16 protein-coding genes are annotated in these 17007 nt (G+C 63.7%); 5 read left to right on the plus strand and 11 right to left on the minus strand.

Annotation, left to right across the window (positions count from 1 at the left end):
- Window positions 1-119: 119 nt before the first annotated feature.
- The 6 genes from B3M53_RS13285 to B3M53_RS13310 all read right to left on the minus strand — a co-directional run bounded on the left by B3M53_RS13285 (window position 120) and on the right by B3M53_RS13310 (window position 5622).
- A complete protein-coding gene (locus B3M53_RS13285) occupies window positions 120-383 on the minus strand; it encodes a hypothetical protein (RefSeq protein ID WP_160092416.1) in 264 nt (87 codons plus the stop codon).
- A 4-nt stretch (window positions 384-387) separates the two neighbouring features.
- The gene (locus B3M53_RS13290; protein ID WP_022700161.1) at window positions 388-1596 is read right to left on the minus strand and encodes an acetyl-CoA C-acetyltransferase; all 1209 of its coding nucleotides are present in this window, start codon (window positions 1594-1596) and stop codon (window positions 388-390) included.
- Window positions 1589-1843 (minus strand): hypothetical protein, encoded by a 255-nt coding sequence (locus tag B3M53_RS13295; protein WP_286800559.1) that lies wholly within the window; start codon window positions 1841-1843, stop codon window positions 1589-1591. Before B3M53_RS13295 ends, B3M53_RS13290 begins: the two co-directional genes overlap by 8 nt.
- Before the next feature lie 171 nt (window positions 1844-2014).
- Window positions 2015-3181, minus strand: a complete 1167-nt coding sequence (locus tag B3M53_RS13300) for an acyl-CoA dehydrogenase family protein (protein ID WP_160092418.1) — start codon at window positions 3179-3181, stop codon at window positions 2015-2017.
- Between the two features lie 73 nt (window positions 3182-3254).
- Window positions 3255-5036, minus strand: coding sequence for an acyl-CoA dehydrogenase C-terminal domain-containing protein (locus tag B3M53_RS13305; protein ID WP_286800561.1), 1782 nt, complete (start codon window positions 5034-5036; stop codon window positions 3255-3257).
- 94 nt (window positions 5037-5130) lie between these two features.
- Entirely contained in the window at window positions 5131-5622 is a 492-nt protein-coding gene (locus B3M53_RS13310; protein ID WP_022700165.1) for a MerR family transcriptional regulator, read from the minus strand.
- A gap of 164 nt (window positions 5623-5786) precedes the next feature.
- Between B3M53_RS13310 and B3M53_RS13315 the strand changes: the two genes are divergently transcribed.
- From B3M53_RS13315 to B3M53_RS13335, 5 genes are all read left to right on the plus strand, one after another.
- The gene (locus B3M53_RS13315; protein ID WP_286800563.1) at window positions 5787-7241 is read left to right on the plus strand and encodes a hypothetical protein; all 1455 of its coding nucleotides are present in this window, start codon (window positions 5787-5789) and stop codon (window positions 7239-7241) included.
- A 281-nt stretch (window positions 7242-7522) separates the two neighbouring features.
- Window positions 7523-10591, plus strand: a complete 3069-nt coding sequence (locus B3M53_RS13320) for a peptidoglycan-binding protein (RefSeq protein ID WP_286800564.1) — start codon at window positions 7523-7525, stop codon at window positions 10589-10591.
- 10 nt (window positions 10592-10601) lie between these two features.
- A complete protein-coding gene (locus B3M53_RS13325) occupies window positions 10602-11528 on the plus strand; it encodes a sulfite exporter TauE/SafE family protein (protein ID WP_022700168.1) in 927 nt (308 codons plus the stop codon).
- Entirely contained in the window at window positions 11528-12349 is an 822-nt protein-coding gene (locus tag B3M53_RS13330) for a TIGR02186 family protein (protein ID WP_160092422.1), read from the plus strand. The genes B3M53_RS13325 and B3M53_RS13330 overlap by 1 nt, the downstream gene beginning before the upstream one ends.
- A 32-nt stretch (window positions 12350-12381) precedes the next feature.
- Window positions 12382-12876, plus strand: a complete 495-nt coding sequence (locus B3M53_RS13335) for a DUF3429 domain-containing protein (protein ID WP_286800566.1) — start codon at window positions 12382-12384, stop codon at window positions 12874-12876.
- On the opposite strand, the gene pdeM is transcribed toward B3M53_RS13335, so the two are convergent.
- The 5 genes from pdeM to B3M53_RS13360 all read right to left on the minus strand — a co-directional run.
- Complete coding sequence (gene pdeM, locus B3M53_RS13340; protein ID WP_286800567.1) at window positions 12873-13583, minus strand: ligase-associated DNA damage response endonuclease PdeM; 711 nt, start codon at window positions 13581-13583, stop codon at window positions 12873-12875. The two genes, B3M53_RS13335 and pdeM, sit on opposite strands and share 4 nt — an antisense overlap.
- 39 nt (window positions 13584-13622) lie before the next feature.
- Window positions 13623-14642 (minus strand): ligase-associated DNA damage response exonuclease, encoded by a 1020-nt coding sequence (locus B3M53_RS13345; protein ID WP_286800568.1) that lies wholly within the window; start codon window positions 14640-14642, stop codon window positions 13623-13625.
- A gap of 112 nt (window positions 14643-14754) precedes the next feature.
- Entirely contained in the window at window positions 14755-15516 is a 762-nt protein-coding gene (locus B3M53_RS13350) for a carbonic anhydrase (RefSeq protein ID WP_286800571.1), read from the minus strand.
- Between the two features lie 118 nt (window positions 15517-15634).
- A complete protein-coding gene (locus B3M53_RS13355) occupies window positions 15635-16600 on the minus strand; it encodes a hypothetical protein (protein WP_286800574.1) in 966 nt (321 codons plus the stop codon).
- Between the two features lie 110 nt (window positions 16601-16710).
- A partial coding sequence (locus B3M53_RS13360; protein WP_286800576.1) for a prolyl oligopeptidase family serine peptidase occupies window positions 16711-17007 on the minus strand: 297 nt, incomplete at its 5' end.

Consider the following 17007-nt stretch of genomic DNA (forward strand, 5'->3'; position numbering starts at 1 on the left):
CCCATCTCTTCCATGACGGAATTGGACAGAACGTTCATGGAGACGTTGGGCGAGTCAAAGGTGATGAGCGCGATGCCGTCGCCGTCCACCTCGAATTTGAAATGCGTGTAGGTCATGCTTCAAATCTCCTGATCAGGGTTCGCCTGATCGGTTGTGTCGTTTTGCTTGTTCAGCAGAGCTGTTCCGATAGCGACAGAGAACGGCAAACCGACGCCGGGTCCGAACGCGAGGCCTAGCCCCACGCCCAGAAGCGGGTTGTCCAGCGAGACGCCGAAGGCGACGCCGAGGGAAATCCCCAGCGCTGCGCCAATGGCCAGCCCGAACGGCAAGCCCTTGAGCAAGGCGTTCTGGCTGTCAGCCGGTTTGCTGTTCGCTTCAGCCATCAGATCAGACCAGCTCGATGATGGTGGCGGTGCCCATGCCGCCGCCCACGCAGAGCGTGGCGAGGCCGGTGGACTTGCCGGTGCGTTCCAGCTCGTCGAGCACGGTCCCGAGGATCATCGCGCCGGTGGCGCCCAGCGGGTGGCCCATGGCGATGGCGCCGCCGTTGACGTTGGTCTTGGAGTGATCCACGCCCAGATCTTCCATGAAGCGCAGCACGACCGAGGCGAACGCCTCGTTCATCTCAAACAGATCAATGTCGGACGGGCTCATGCCGGCTTTCTTCAGCGCCTTGCGCGCGGACGGCGCGGGGCCGGTCAGCATGATGGTCGGCTCAGAACCGGTGGACGCCATGGCGCGGATGCGGGCGCGCGGCTTGAGGCCGAGCTTCTCGCCCATTTCCTTGGAGCCGACGAGGATGGCGGCGGCGCCGTCCACGATGCCCGAGGAGTTGCCCGCATGGTGGACGAAGTTGATCTTCTCCACATCGGGGTATTTCTGCATCGCGACCTTGTCGAGGCCGACAAACGCCGACAGGTCCTTGAAGGACGGCTTCAGGCTCGCCAGCGACTGCATGTCGGTGCCCGGGCGCATATGCTCGTCATGGTCCAGCTGGACGAGGCCGAGCTGGTTCTTCACCGGCACGACGGACTTGTCGAAGCGGCGCTCTTTCCAGGCCTTCTCGGCGCGGTTCTGGGATTCGATCGCATAGGCGTCCACGTCATCGCGCGAATAGCCGTACTTGGTGGCGATCAGGTCCGCGGACACGCCCTGCGGCACGAAGTAATGGTCAAACGCCATTTCCGGATCGACCGCCATGGCGCCGCCGTCAGAGCCCATCGGCACGCGCGACATGGCTTCCACACCGCCGCCAATGGCCAGATCAGCTTCGCCGGACATGACTTTCGCGGCGGCCAGGTTCACAGCTTCAAGACCGGAGGCGCAGAAGCGGTTGACCTGAAAACCGGACGCGGTCTCGGCATAGTTCGCATTCAGCGCGGCGGCGCGGGCGATGTCGGCGCCCTGCTCGCCCACCGGCGACACGCAGCCCAGCACCACGTCGTCGATGAAAGACGTGTCGAGATTGTTGCGATCACGGATCGCCTGCAGCTGCTGGGTGGCGAGCTGCAGCGCGGTGATTTCGTGCAGCGAACCGTTTTTCTTGCCTTTGCCGCGCGGTGTCCGCGTGGCGTCATAAATATAAGCGTCAGTCATAAAGGGATCCTCCCTGGGTTGGGGCGTGCGCCGCGCCGCAGGCGTGGCGTATCCATTCGTAATGCCCGTCCGACACGCTGAGGGTGTCTTCGCTGACGAGCGTGAGCATGTGCGTGTTGTCCGCCATGGTCTGGCCTTCGGCCTGGCACCGGGTGCGTGCGGCGATCATGTCGCCGTCCCGGGTCAGATTGAGGACCTCGCAAGACCGCTCGTACAGTTCGAGCACATCAGGCGAGAGGCGGAACATCCCCTCCTCCGGGCACGAGGCGTCGAGGCCCCATAGTCCGGAGAAGGTCTGTTCGAAATAAGCGCGGACCGGAGACGGCTCAGAAACAGCCGCCTCGGGTTCCGCCGAGTCCGGCGTGCAGGCGGCGAGCAAGGCGCTCGCTGCGCAGAGTATGACACGCCGCGCGATCACCTACAGCGTCCGTGCGATCAAGAGCTTCATGATCTCGTTGGTGCCGCCATAGATGCGCTGCACCCGCGAGTCCCGCCACATGCGGGCGATGGGATACTCGTTCATGAAGCCGTAGCCGCCGTGCAGCTGCACGCATTCGTCGATCAGCTCGCACTGGATGTCGGTCGTCCAGTACTTCGCCATGGACGCGGTCGCGGCGTCCAGCTGGCCCTTGATCAGAAGATCCGAGCAATGCTGGACGAACACTTCAGCGATGGTCGCCTTGGTCTTGAGCTCCGCCAGTTTGAACTGGGTGTTCTGAAAGCCCATCACCGGCTTGCCGAACGCCTGACGTTCTTTGACGTAGTTGATGGTCTCGTGGAGCGCGCGCTTCATCATGCCCACGGCCTGAACCCCGATCTGAAGGCGTTCCTGGGGCAATTGCTCCATCAGCTGGAAGAAGCCCTGGCCCTCTTCTTCACCGAGCAGCGCTTCGGCGGGGACTTTCATGTCCTCAAAGAATAGCTCGGCGGTGTCCTGGGACTTCATGCCGACCTTGTCGAGATTGCGACCGCGGCGGAAGCCCTCCAGCCCGTCGGTCTCGATCAGGAAGAGCGAGGTGCCCTTGGCGCCGCCCTTGGGATCGGTCTTGGCCACCACGACGATGAAGTTCGCCATGCCGCCATTGGTGATGAATGTTTTGGAGCCGTTGATCTTGTAGCCATTGCCGTCTTTGACGGCGTTGGTCTTGATGCCTTGCAGGTCAGACCCGGCGCCCGGCTCGGTCATCGCGATCGCGCCGACATATTCACCCGAGATCAGCTTGGGCAGGATGCGCTTTTTCTGCTCTTCCGTGCCGTAATGCCAGACATAGGGCGCGACGATGGAATTGTGCAGGCTGGCGCCCCAGCCATCCACGCCCATCTCGGCGATCGCCATGTGGAAGGCGTAGTCATGGCGCCAGTCGCCGCCCGCGCCGCCAAACTCTTCCGGAGCCGCCGGGCACAAAAGACCGCTTTCGCCGGCCTTGTTCCACAGTTCGCGATCCACAGAGCCTTCTTTTTCCCAGCGGTCGCCGTGCGGCAGGCATTCCTTCTCGATGAAGCCGCGCACGGCCCCGTCGAAAATGTTCACGTCTTCCTGGTCCAGCCATTCCGGCTTGGGCACGTTCAAAACTTGCGCCGTCATTGATGTCTTCCTCCCAAGTGTTTCTTGCATAAAAGCCCCCCGCCAGCGGGGCGGAGGGCTTTCACGATCAGTCTCAGAACGCTTCGGCTTCCAGCGTCATCATGGTCTCGGCGCCGGTTTCGATCCGGGCCAGATGCGCGTCCGCCTGGGGCAGCCAGCGCTCGACGAAGTATTTCGCCGTGACCAGCTTGGTGGCGTAGATCGGGTCGCTGTCGCCTTTTTTGGCGGCGGCCACTTTCGCCATTTTCGCCCACATATAGGCAAAGCAGGTCAGACCGAAGAGATGCATGTAATCGGTCGAGGCTGCACCGGCATTATCGAAGTTCTCAAGACCTTTTTCGACCAGCCAGTTGGTGGCTTTCTGGAGCTTGGCTTTGACGTCCGCCAGGCCGTCCACATAGAGCTTCAGGTCGGCGTCGCCCTGGTTCTCGGCGATGAACTCGTCCAGCTCGCCAAAGAAGGTGTTGATCGGACGCATGCCGGCCATGGCCAGCTTGCGGCCCACCAGGTCAAGCGCCTGAACGCCGTTGGTGCCTTCATAGATCAGGGTGATGCGCGCATCGCGCAGCAGCTGTTCGATGCCCCATTCGCGGGTGAAGCCTGAGCCGCCATGAACCTGCAAGCCGGTGGAGACGCTGTCATAGCCCTTGTCGGTGAGGTAGCCCTTCACGATCGGGGTCAACAGCGCCATGTAGTCGCCCGCTTTTTCGCGGAGGGCTTCATCCTCGGCCTTGTGCTCGAGATCGCCTTGCAGCGCGGTCCAGTAGGTGAAGGCGCGCGCGCCTTCGACAAACACTTTCTGGTCCATCAGCATGCGGCGCACATCGGGGTGCACGATGATCGGGTCGGCAGGACCGTCTGGGTTTTTCGGCCCGGTCAGGGAGCGGCCCTGGATGCGGTCTTTCGCAAAGGCGAGCGAGTACTGGTAGGCGGTCTCCGCCAGGCCCAGCCCCTGCAAACCCACGCCCAGACGCGCCTCATTCATCATGACGAACATGATCTTGAGGCCCTTGTTCTCTTCACCCACGAGCCAGCCCTTGGCCTCGTCATAGTTCATGACGCAAGTGGCGTTGCCGTGAATGCCCATTTTCTCTTCCAGGCCGCCGCACTGAAGCGTGTTGCGCTCGCCCGGATTGCCGTCCGCGTCCGGCAGATATTTCGGCACCACGAACAGCGAGATGCCTTTCACGCCCTGCGGCGCGCCTTCAACGCGCGCCAGCACCAGGTGAACGATATTGCCGCTCATCTCGTGCTCGCCGGCGGAGATCCAGATCTTCTGGCCGGAAATCTTGTAGCTGCCGTCGCCGTTCGGAACCGCCTTGGTGCGCAGCAGGCCCAGATCGGTGCCGCAATGCGGCTCTGTCAGGTTCATGGTGCCCGACCATTCGCCGGAGAACATTTTCGGCAGGTAGAGCTCTTTCTGCTCCTGGCTGCCGCCCACCAGCAGGGCTTGCGCCGCGCCATTGGTCAGGCCCGGATACATGCCGAACGCCATGTTGCAGCTGGTCACCATCTCGTTGAAGGCGAGGTTGAGATAATGCGGCAAGGCCTGACCGCCGAATTCAGCCGGCGCGGACAGCGCGGTCCAACCGCCTTCGGTCATCTGGTCATACGCGCCCTTGAAGCCGGTCGGCGTGGTCACAACGCCGTCTTTCAGGGAGCAGCCTTCATGGTCGCCCACCTTGTTGAGCGGATGCAGCACGCCTTCGCAGAACTTGCCGCCCTCTTCCAGGATGGCGTTGACGATGTCCTCGGACGCGTCCGCGAAGCCGGGGATGTCATTGTATTGCTGGACGTTGAGCAGCTCGTTCAAGACGAACTTCTGATCGCGATTTGGGGCCTTGTAATCGGGCATTTGAACCGTCTCCGTAGGGAACGAGGGGGTTATGGGTATGGGGCCATGTCGGCCGGTGCGCGTCGAGTCCTGTCACGGCCTCTTCGCGAAAGCGTCATGTGGGATCATCGGGCGAATGCCCGGACCATTGGGTCAGTCGTGCGGACGCCAGCGCTTCAAACGCGGCGGCGCGCCGCTTGATGTCTTCAGAAGGCTCTCGATCCGCCAGGCGTTCTTCCAGCCAGGCGCAGCCCGCATTCAATTCCGCCAGCGCATCTTCAATATCATTGCGCTGTTGTTCAAGCGCGGCGATACGAGCGCGAAAACGCCCCAGATTACGCGACAAGGTCTCGTGCGAGCGGGTGGCCAACGCCTCGAGATCGAGCATTTCGCCGATTTCCTCGAGAGAGAAACCGACCCGGCGACCCCGCAGGATCAAGGACAGACGCGCCACATCACCGGCCGTATACCAACGCGACCCGCCCCGGCGCTTGGGATTGAGCAAGCCTTTCTGCTCGTAAAAGCGCAAGGTGCGAGGCGTGACATCAAACTTCTCCGCGATCTCGCGGATGGAAAGATCAGCCTCAGGGATTGCAGCATGAGTCATGGCGATGAGTGTATGCCGCTTGACGTGAACGTCAACGTCAATCTGTTGGCTTCGATGTGACACTCTCAACCTTGTCTCATAGACGCCTTGACCGCGCCGCATTCCTCGATTGATTTGGCGCTTAACTGAAACAGACTCGCCGAAGCCTCGGCCAAGGATATGCAATGCGCCTGTTTGCGTTCGCCGCCTGCCTGATACTGACGCCCTGCGCGGGCGCTCAAACTGCGCCGGACATGCTGATGGCGCCAGAGGAAATCAGCGCCGCCTGGCGGGTCGAAACCTCACGCACCAGCGCGATTGATATCCTGAACGACCAGACCCGTGTCGCGCGCTATGGCCGCGACTGGGCCAGCTGGGTGACGCAATCAGGCACTCAGATGTGGCTCGACATGTCCCAAGGCGCCCTGTTCGCCAAAGCAGAGGGTCAGGACAGAGTGGTGCGCACCAGCCTTTACGCGGAAGCCCGCCGCCATCTGGACATCTATGTGGCGCTGAGCGAGGGCGGCCGCCGGGACGTGATCAGTTTTGGCAATGCCGGGACATTTGACCGGGTCTGGCTGGAAGCGGCGACCGGGGTGGCGAGCCAGACAGGAACGCTGGCGCTGACCGATACGCCGACCGGCTTCATCGCCCTGTATGACGACCAAGTCGTGTTCAGCGCTGATTATGGCGCAGAAGAAGGCTCGCGTTGCGATGCGTCATCAATCGGTGCGGAGCATTCCGCCAGCGCTCTGGCCTGGCTGCCCCATGTCGCGCCGATCCATCCCGACATTCTTGAGCGTCTGTCTGAAGACGCCCGTTTTCCTTGCGCCTTCTCTTTCGTGGTTTACAGCCCAGACAGCCCGGCCGGGCGCCTGGAACGCTGGACCCGCACCGCTTCGGGCGACGCACCTGCGCCCGTCATCCCGCCAATGCCGCAAGACAGCACTCTGGTGTATGCCGGAGCCGACCGGTTGAGCGCCGTGCTGACGGCTGCGACCGACACGCTGGACGGCGTGTATGGGGCCGTGCCGGATACGGAAGCCTTCTTTGAGGAAAGCCAGCGCCTTCAGGAAGAAGGCGATTACGCCGGCGCCTTGCTGGTTCAAATTCAGGAAACGCATCATTTCGGCCCCTGCCCTGAGGCCTCCATCGGCAGCGCCCGGCTGACCTGCGCCTATGCCAGCGCGTTGACGCTCTCCGGACAGGACGACGACACTTTTCTGGAGCTGGCGGCGGGACTGGATGCGCTGGAGCGCAATGATGCGGCGCGGGCGGTCGAACGCTTTGCGCCCTTCATCGACCGTGAAGGGCATGCCGGCGCAGCGGCGCGCATTCTAACGGCGAACGCCCTGATCGCCTGGGGGCGGGTCGGCTTGCAGGCGCGCCCTGATCTGGATCCGGCGCAATTGCTGGCCGAAGCGCTGGTGATGGATCCCTTCGCTCCAGACGTCTACTGGCGGCTGGGACAACGCTATCTGGCGGCGGGCGCGCCAGGACCCGCCTGGTCCCTGTTTGATCTTGGCCGTCAATTGCCTCGGCCGGTCGAGGATACCCCGCTGGCGGAGGCCGACACGCTCGAACTCCGGATGTCGGACCTTGCACCCTACTGGCTGCCCCATGTCGAAACCGCCCAGTGAAACGATTCTCTCCAGTTTAAGAGAGATTTACGAGGCGTTAACCGCATCACCTGCTCTTGATTAAGAGTTGAGTCCATGCGTTCGCCTCGTGGGCGGTGATTCCATGTGGAATACCAGATATGGCGCCTGCCTGACTGGTTTACACAATATTAACCGCGTCTATAGGGTCGAGCATGGAAGTGTGGAGATGAGTCGGCATGCCGCCTGTGGCGCCTTGGAGTGTGAAGGGGATTGATCCCCGCGCCCGCGCCCTCGCCAAATCAGCGGCGAGGCGTGAAGGCATGACTCTGGGCGAATGGCTGAACCGCGTCATTCTCGATGACGGCGTGTCTGAAAACGCCAAGGACTGGGATGATCAGCTCTCCCGTTTCCCGGGCTTTGGCGGCGGCGATGACGGTGGTCCCGGACATGACGACCAGCTGACCGAGCTTGTGCAACGTCTGTCAGACCGCATGGAAGCGTCCGAGCGGCGCTCCACCCAGGCGCTCTCTCATATCGACCAGTCGGTCACCTCCATTTCGCGCCGTCTCGATCTGATCGAGGACAGCGTGGATGAAGAGGGCGAAACCGCGCAGGACGCCATCAAGCGCACCCGCGCTCAACAAGACGAAATTCTGGAACGCGTGCGCCGACTGGAGCGCGCCGGGCCTGGCGCTGGCGCAGATCCCGCTGCGCTGAAATCGGTCGAGACCACGGTCGGCAAGCTGGCGGGGCGGATGTACGAGACCGAGCGCGATGTCCGCGCCGAACTCGACAACCTTGCCCACAAGGAAGAGCGCCGCCGCGACAGCGCCGAACGCGGGTTGGAAAAACTCGGCCAGCGCCTTGAAGAATCTGAAAAAACGCTGAGCGGCGAAACTCGCGATCTGCGTGAGCTTGTGGAGACGCGTGACCAGCGCACTCAATCCCTGCTCAGCGATTTGCAAGACACGTCGCGCTCGCTGCAAAGCCGCATCATCTCCGCAGAGGGCGCCACCCAGCGGGCCGCCGAAGCGCTGGCGGGATCCCAGGAAAAACTCGACAATCGTCTGCGCCAGTTGGAGACGGTCCAGTCTCAGGCGATCAAGGATGAAGACGTGCAGCGCCGCATCGACGCGCTGGCGCGCGAAGTCGCTGACGTGATCCGCGAAACGCGCAGCGAATGCGCGCGTCAGATTGCAGAAGTCTCAAAGAACGCCGACGGCCCGCGACTTGAACGCGCGCTGGCGGAGGCTGAAACCCGGCTTCGCGCCGCCGAACAGCGCCAGTCTGACGCCTTGCAACGCATTGGCGGCGAAGTGGCGCGTCTGGCCCGCGCCGTCGATCAGCGACTGGATCGCACAGAGCAGCGCCTTCAGCGCCGTCTGGACGAAGACGAAGCCAAACGCCAATCAAAACAAGACCGCTCCGATCTTGAAGCGCGCCTTGAAAAGGTGCGCCAGGATAACACCGTCGCCATGCGGCGGATCGGAGAACAGGTGGCGAGGCTTGGGGAAAACTTGGCGGACCGCGTCCAGCAGGCCGAGCATCGCTCGGCGGAGGCGGTCGAAGCAGCGGGCGAACGCATGGCCCAGGTTGTAGAACGTCTCGAACACGCACGCTCATCCAATGGCGAGCAGGATCTTGAAACCCGTATCCGCGCCTCTGAGGAGCGCACAGCGGAGCGTATCGACAAGGCCATGTCCGGCCTGCACGAGCGGCTGGACCAGGCGCGACACGATACAAGCGAAGCGTTGTCGCCGGTCCAGAAGGCGATGAACGCGCTGGCCGAACGGCTGGAAGCCATCGAAGGCCGCAAGGGCAAATCCAAGGACAAGGACCCGTCAAAAGCCGTCGTGCGCGAGGCCGTAGACGCGATTGACGATTTCACCAAGCCGCTGCCTGAAGCGCCCGACAATTGGGTCAGCAATGCCGAAGCAGACGATGACTTCGCGCTGCCGGCCCATGATGACTTCGACATCAAGGCGGAGCCGGCGCGCGCTTCATCCTTCACGCCTGCGGAACCGGGGCCTATTCTTGCTCCGACGCCCAAGCCTCAACCGGCGCCACAGCACCGCGCAGCTGAGCCAGAGTCCGCCCCTGCGGCGCGCAAACCGGCCGCCATGGGCGCGACGGCGGATGCAGACTTCCTCGCCAAGGCCCGCAAACAGGTTCGCGCCAATCGCGGCGGCGAAGCAGGCTGGACTCCACCTGCCGAACCGGAACAGCGAAGCTCCAACCGCACCTTGCTCCTGGGCGCCAGCGCGCTTGGTTTTCTGGCGGTCGCCGCGGCGGCGGGCATGCTGGTGATGGAGGCCGTCAACGGGCCTGAACAATCCGCTCTGAATTCAGACCCCAGCGCAACCTTGTCCAGCCTGTTCTCAGAGCCGGCGGATCTGTCGACGTCCGCCACGCCGGATCTGCGTACGACAGAGGCTGATGACAGCACAACCAACGCCTTGACTGAAACGCCCGCCGTTTCGGAGGCAGAGACCGCTGCGCCTGACATTCAACCGGCGCCCCCGCCCGCCGTTCAAACGCCGAGCGTCACAGCGCCTGCACCGCGCCCCTCCGCCGCCCCGGCGGCCCCCAGCCTTGAAAGCGCCGCCGCCAATGGCGACGCCGTCGCGCGCTATCAACTGGCGTTGCAACAACTTGACGAAGGCCGGTTCAGCGACGCCGCCGCCCTGATGCGACGCGCCGCCGAACAGGACGTGCCCGCCGCTCAACGCCGTTTCGCGCTGATGCTCGCCAATGGAGAGGGCGTGCCCGCCAACCCCGCTTCAGCACGAGAGTGGATGGCCAGAGCTGCTGAGAACGGCAATGTTCAAGCCATGCATGACGCAGGCGGCATGTTCATCAACGCTGAATCCACGCCCGACTTCCAGGCGATCGCAGCCCGCTGGTTCGAGCAAGGCGCCTTGCATGGCCTAGTCGACAGCCAGGTCAATATGGCGCTTCTGTTCAAGGAAGGCTTCGGCGTTCCCGAAAGCCCCGCCGACGCTTATGCCTGGTTCACCATTGCAGCAAACGCAGGCGACGCCGAAGCGCGCAATTCCGCTGCTGAACTGCGCCCCATGCTGACGCCCGAGCAACGCGCCGCTGCGGAATCAGTGGCGCGCAATTTCACGCCGCGCGCCAGCCGCCCCGAAGCGCAGGGCGAGTATCCGCCTCAGCCTTGGGACAATGGCGCGCTGGCCAGCCCGGCCCAGATCGCCCGCGCCCAGGCCTTGTTGTCTCAACTCGGCTATCAGCCCGGCCCCGCGGACGGCATGATGGGCGCGCGCACGCGTGACGCCATTCGCAGCTTCCGTCGCGCCCAGGGCCTGACGGTGTCAGATCAAGTGGACAGCACGCTGATCTCACGGCTTGAACAAGCCGCCGCCGGCTAGGCGCGGGGCGGTGCAGATCTACCTGCCCATCGCCGAGATTTCCCTGAACCTCTGGCTGTTGCTCGGCCTGGGTCTGGGCGTGGGCTTCCTGTCGGGCCTGTTCGGCGTTGGCGGCGGCTTTCTGATGACGCCGATCCTGATCTTTCTGGGCATCCCGCCGGCCGTGGCTGTGTCCACCCAGGCCAACCAGATCGTAGCCAGCTCGGTCTCGGGCGCGCTCGCCCATTTCAGACGCAAGACACTGGACGTCAAAATGGGGCTGGTGCTGCTGGCTGGCGGCATTGTGGGCTCTGTCTCGGGCGTACAGCTCTTTGGCCTGCTGCAAAGGCTGGGACAGATCGATCTGGTCATCTCGCTTTGCTATGTGGGCTTTCTGGGCGTGATTGGCAGCCTGATGCTGTTTGAGAGCGTCAACGCCATTCGCCGCCGCCGCAGCGCCGGCGGGCCGGTGCGCCCTAAACGCCGCAAGCGCGGACTGATCGACACGCTGCCCTTCAAGACCCGCTTCGCCGTCTCCGGTCTCTACATGAGCGTGATCCCGCCCATCGCCATCGGCTTTCTGGTGGGCGTTCTGGCGGCGCTAATGGGGGTGGGCGGCGGCTTCGTCATGGTCCCCGCCATGATCTATCTGTTGCGCATGCCCACCAATGTGGTGATCGGCACCTCGCTGTTTCAGATCCTGTTCGTCGCCTCCCTGACCAGTTTCCTGCAAGCGGTGCAGAACCAGACCGTGGACATGGTGCTCGCGGGCATTCTGATCGTGGGCGGGGTGGTCGGCGCGCAGATCGGGGCGCGGTTCACCAGTAAAATCCCTGCGGAAGAATTACGCGCCTTACTGGCGCTTATGGTGGTCAGCGTCTGCCTGAAACTGTTGTGGGATCTGACCAGCACGCCGGTGGACATGTTCGTGCTGATGCAAGCGCGCGGGGGGATGTGATGACCGCCCATGCGCTGATGCTCTGTCTTCTGGGGGCGCTTCTCGCCAGCGCAGACGCACTTGCTGCGCCGCCTGAAGGGGTGCAGCCGCCCGCCCAGATCGCGGCGGCGCTCACCGAGGATGTGGTTGAAATCCGCTCGACCTTCGCCGGCGCCGAGTTGACGCTGTACGGCGCAGCGATCGGCCTTGAAGAGGGTGATGACATCGTGGTGGCCGTGCGCGGCCCCGAAGGCGATCTGCGCGTCATGCGCAAACGCCGGGTTCTGGGCATCTGGATCAACGCCGCGCCCGTGCGCTTTGAGGATGTGGCGGGCTATTACGCCGTCGCCTCAACGCGCCCCCTGGCTGAATTCGCGAGCTTTTCAGCGCTGCGGCGCAACCAGATCGGCATGGACCATGTGCGATTGTTCGCGCCCGAAAGCATTCGCCGCGAAACCCTGTTCGGGGTGCGCGACGTGCTGGTGACCGATCTGGGCGGCGAGATCGTCGATTATCGCGCCGCTCTGGTGCGCAACAAGGCGCGCCGCGGGCTCTATGCGGAAGCGCCTGGCGGCGTCGAGGTCCTGGACGGCGGGTTGTTCCGGGCGCGGGTCGTCTTGCCGCCCACCACGCCCACAGGCCAGTATAACGCGGATGTGTATCTGTTCCGGGATGGACAACCCATAGCGACCAGGCGCACAGAGTTGACGGTGGTCAAGGCTGGCGCGGAACGCACCATCTATGATCTGGCCCAGAACCGTCCGGTCGTGTACGCCTTGATCTCGGTCTTGCTGGCCATGCTGGCCGGATGGACTGCAGCGGCGGTCACCCAGCGCCGTTAATACAGGCTCCAATTGTTATACGAGGCCTCTCGATGCAACGCCTTAGCGAAGCTCCCGCCCTGGTTCTGATATTGGGATTTGGCGGATTGCTGCCCTTCATCGCCGGCGCGCTCGGCGTCATGGTGGGCGGGCAGGCCGCCTTGCAGGCCGCCACCGCCCTGCCCGTCTACGCCGCCGTGATCCTGTCGTTTCTGGCGGGCGGCCGCTGGGCCAGCGAGCTGGTGATCCGCTCGGATACGCCCCGCTCGGGCGTGTTGCTCTTGTCCATCACGCTCAGCCTGGCAGGCTGGCTCGCGGTGGTGATGCAGGTATGGAACCGTCCCGGACTGCCGCTGGACCTGGAAATGACGGGCTGGGGCCTGCTGATCGCAGGGTTCGTGATCCAGTTCCTGTGGGACCGCACCGCCATTCGCGGCGCGACCTTCCCGCGCTGGTACCTGCCGTTGCGCTTTCTGCTGACTGCCGTGGCGGTATTGTGCCTCGGGCTGACCGCGTTCGTGCGCAGCTCGCCGACATTCAGCCTTTAATCGCCCAGCAGCTTGGCGCCGTTGACGGCATAGACCCGCTCGCGCCCCAGCATGTAGGCGTGAGGACGTGTCTGGAAGAGCGGCGCATAGGCGACGTCACAGACATTGAGCCCGCCCGTATACGCGCCGAACGCAGGCAGGATCAGCCGCGCGCCGTCGGTCGCGAAACAGCGCCGCCGCACCCGGCGCCCCTGGCCGCTGACCTTGGCGCAGGGATGCAGATGCCCCGCCACTTCGCCCGGTCGGGCGCCCGGCTGGGGCTCATGGCGGAGATGCAAAGGCCCCAGCGCCAGTTCAAACCCGGCCCGCCCGCCAAATCGCGCAGGCGGTTCCGGGTCATGATTACCCTCGATCCAGAGCCAGTCCTGCACCGACGCGACAAGCGCTGACAGCGTCTCGGCGTCATCGGGCGCCATGCGTCCGTCCGCGCCCAGATCGTGAAAGCTGTCGCCCAAGGCGATGACTGACTCCGGCTGGTAAAGCATGATCGCGGCGGCGAGGCGCTGCAAGGTGGCGCGGGTGTCATACGGGGGCAAGAGCTGACCACGGGCCGCATAGGCGCTGCCTTTTTCAAAGTGCAGATCGCTGACCAGCAGAACCGATTCATCCGGCCAATAGGCCACGCCGGACGGATCCGCGATCAGGCGGGCGCCGTTCACCGTCATGAAGACAGCGTCGGCCAGCGGCTTACGGAGAGTGTTGGTCATGGCCTCACTTAGGCGATCGCAGAGGATCGAGGCAAGACGCTAGTCGTCCTCGTCTTCATACCCGACCAGCGACAAGGGGCGCGCCTTGTAACCCTCCAGTTCCGCCCACCGCGCCAACGCATCATCGCGGCCATGAGTGATCCACACTTCTTCAGGGTTCACATCGCTTATGGTCTGGGTCAGCTCATCCCAGTCGGCATGGTCTGACAGGATCAGCGGCAATTCCACCCCGCGCTGCCGCGCCCGCGCGCGCACCTGCATCCAGCCCGAGGCGAAACAGATCACCGGGTCTGGGAAGCGCCGCGCCCACGCCGTCTGAAATGACGAGGGCGGCGCAATGACGATCTGCCCGGCGAAGTCCTGCTTGGCGCCGCTGGCGTTCTTGACCGTCGCCTTTTCAAGCGGCCCCAATGCGACGCCATGATCTTCATACAGCGCACAGAGCTGCTCCATCGCGCCATGAATATAGATCGGCGCGTCATAGCCCGCTTCTCTCAGAAGGCAGATCACCCGCTGCGCCTTGCCCAGCGCATACGCGCCCACCAGATGAGCGCGATCGGGGTTCTGCCTGACGCTCGTCAGCAGCTTGGCGATCTCTCCGGCGTCGTCTGGATGACGAAACACCGGCAGGGCGAAGGTCGCTTCGCTCACATAGACATGGGCGGGAAAGACCTCGAACCCGGCGCAGGTGGGATCGCGGCGGCGCTTGTAATCACCGGATACGCCGATCACCAGGCCCTTCCAGTCAAGACGGATCTGCGCGCTGCCCAGCACATGCCCTGCAGGATGAAAGCTGACCTCCACCTCGCCGACCTTCAAACGCTCGCCATAGGCGATGGAGGCAGGATCTGGGGTGAAATCCGCGCCATAGCGCGCCGCCATGATAGCGAGGGTTTCGGGCGTCGCCAGAACACGCTGATGTCCCGCACGGGCGTGATCGGCGTGGCCATGGGTGACGAGCGCGCGCTCTGCGGGACGCATGGGATCGATAAAAAAGCCCCCCGGTTCGCACCAGAGGCCGCGGTCTGTTTCTCGCAAGAGCTGATCAGGTCGGATCATTCACACAGACATAGGGCGTCTTCACGCGCCGGGAAACCAATGATCCTGAGGAGAGGTGAGCGGCGCTGCTCGAGGGGGGAGAGAAAGCAGCGCCGCCCGAATACGGGCAAAGCTAGTGCGTATCGCCCGCAGACAGGGTGCGCGCATGAAGCGCCTGAACCGGTCGGAAATTGTTCGAGTAATGCGCGGTGAAGGCCTCGATCTGAGCCGCAGACGCGGTGATCGGGGTCTGCATCACCGTCCAGGCCACGCCTTCAGAACAGGGCGGCGTGGTCAGTGATCCTGCATAGCGCCAGGCGCTGCGATCATCGGGCAGGAACGCGCCCGGATCGACATCGTCGACCTCATGATGCTCGCCTTCATGGGGGATCGCAGCCCAGATCGCGTCCAGCGCCGGATTGGCGGCGCCTTCCTCAAAAAACACGCCCACAACCGCCAGATGGCCGTCATCAGAGGCATGCACAAAGTGAACTTCCAGCGGATATTGCTGACCGTCGACCGTGTGTTCGCTGCCAGCGTGGAAATGAAACTGGACCAGGTCATAGTCACGGTCGTCCAGATGCAAGGATCCGGCATCTTCAAGACCCACCTTGATCGTATGGCCGTTATCCGTGACAGAACCTTCGCCCGCATCCCAATGGAGCGCAGGTACGGAACCAGCGACATCACTGACGGCGTGCAGGTCGATCGGCGATTGTTCGTGGCCGCTGCCGCATGAGGCGTTGTCGGCAGACAACATGCCCCAATGCTCTGGTCCGCCCTCACCGTCATAACCCCAGGAGGCGTGACCATGATGGTCGAGTGCGCTCGCAGCGCCGCCGAGCGCGACACTCGCCGTTGTCGCCATCACGGCTGTCAAAAAACTCGTACGCATAAACAACTCCAACCTGTCCCGTAGACTTGAGCGCACGAAAATCGGTGCGGGCAGAATTGTCCGCCTGCTCCGGTTAACGGCTCGTCACAGAGTTGCGAATGATAGAGTCAATACGACCTTAAGTACTTGATCCGTTCGAGCTGGCGCTCGTGGTCGTCACAACGCTGGTGGCGGCGATCACAGACACCATCATGGCGGTTTGCGCCGCGATCACGGCGTCCATCGCACTGAGCGCGCCATCCTGGGCGCCGTTGCGGCCTGCGGTGTGGACCAGATGAGCCAGGGCTGTGCGCGCCCCGCCGGTCGAGCTGACCGAACGCGGCAAAGCCTCCCGCACCCGATCGATGGCGAGGGCGTCCTCCACGGTCAGCCCTTGCACCGCCCAAAGCAGATAGCTTTGACGGAACGCGTAGCGCCGCAAGGGTTTGTACGTCTGTCGCGCGGCATCCAGAGCCTTGAACCGCGCCAGCGCCTCGCGAGGATCGACCCCGAGCAAGGCGCACAACTTGGCGCCGTCCCGACGATGGCCGCGGGCGCGGGGATGAGAGTGAAACACCTCTTCCGCCGCCGTGCGCCGCGCCAGCACCTCGGATGGATCATCGCCCCGCGCAGCATGGATCGCTGCATAAGTGTCCGTCACCGCAGCATTCGCGCGCCACCAGGGCGGCGCCAAGGCGTCGCGCATTTCGAAAAAGCGCTCGACCGGCGTGTCGTCTTTTGACCCGATGCAGAGCATCAAGGCTGCGCGGGCGCCGCCAGCATGAAGGCTCATCCGCTTGTAGCCGCTTGCACCGCCGCGCACAGCGGCCCGGGCGGCGAGAAAGCGCTCCACCGGCACATCGCTCTGGATCAACATGGCGGCGTACAGCCAGCGCAAAACGCCGGTCGGCGAACGCCAGCCCAGCTCGGCGCGCAGTTGAGCGTATGTCTCGCCCACGGTCTTCGCCAGCGCTTCAGCCGGTTCCTCGCGGGTCAGCAAGGTGGAGGCGGACAGCCAGGCGGCCAGCTTTTCAGGACGCGGACGCGCCACCCGCAAAGCCTCAAACAGGGCTTCCAGACGGTCCAGGTTTTCTGCGTCGCTCATGATGGCCTCACCCTAAATGACTGAGTTTCCACTTTAGCTCGCGTTGGTCCGGAAGACAAAAAACCCCGGAGCCTGGCTCCGGGGTTTTCAAGTCAAACTCTGACAGCGCTTTACTCTTCGATCTCGAGCCCGGTGTGATAGGCGATGAACGCCCAGCGGTCCGCCGCTTCCTCGATCAGTTTTGACACCGGCGTCCCAGCGCCATGCCCGGCGCGCGTTTCAATCCGGATCAGGGTCGGCGCGTCGCCCGTCTGGGCCGCCTGAAGGGCGGCCGCGTATTTGAACGAATGGCCCGGAACCACGCGATCATCGGTGTCCGCCGTGGTGATCAGGGTGGCGGGATACGCGCCCGTCTGCGGGATGTTGTGATAGGGCGAATAGCCATAGAGCACGTCAAACATCTCAGG

Source organism: Oceanicaulis sp. UBA2681, from assembly GCF_002354675.1.
Taxonomy (GTDB): Bacteria; Pseudomonadota; Alphaproteobacteria; order Caulobacterales; family Maricaulaceae; genus Oceanicaulis; species Oceanicaulis alexandrii.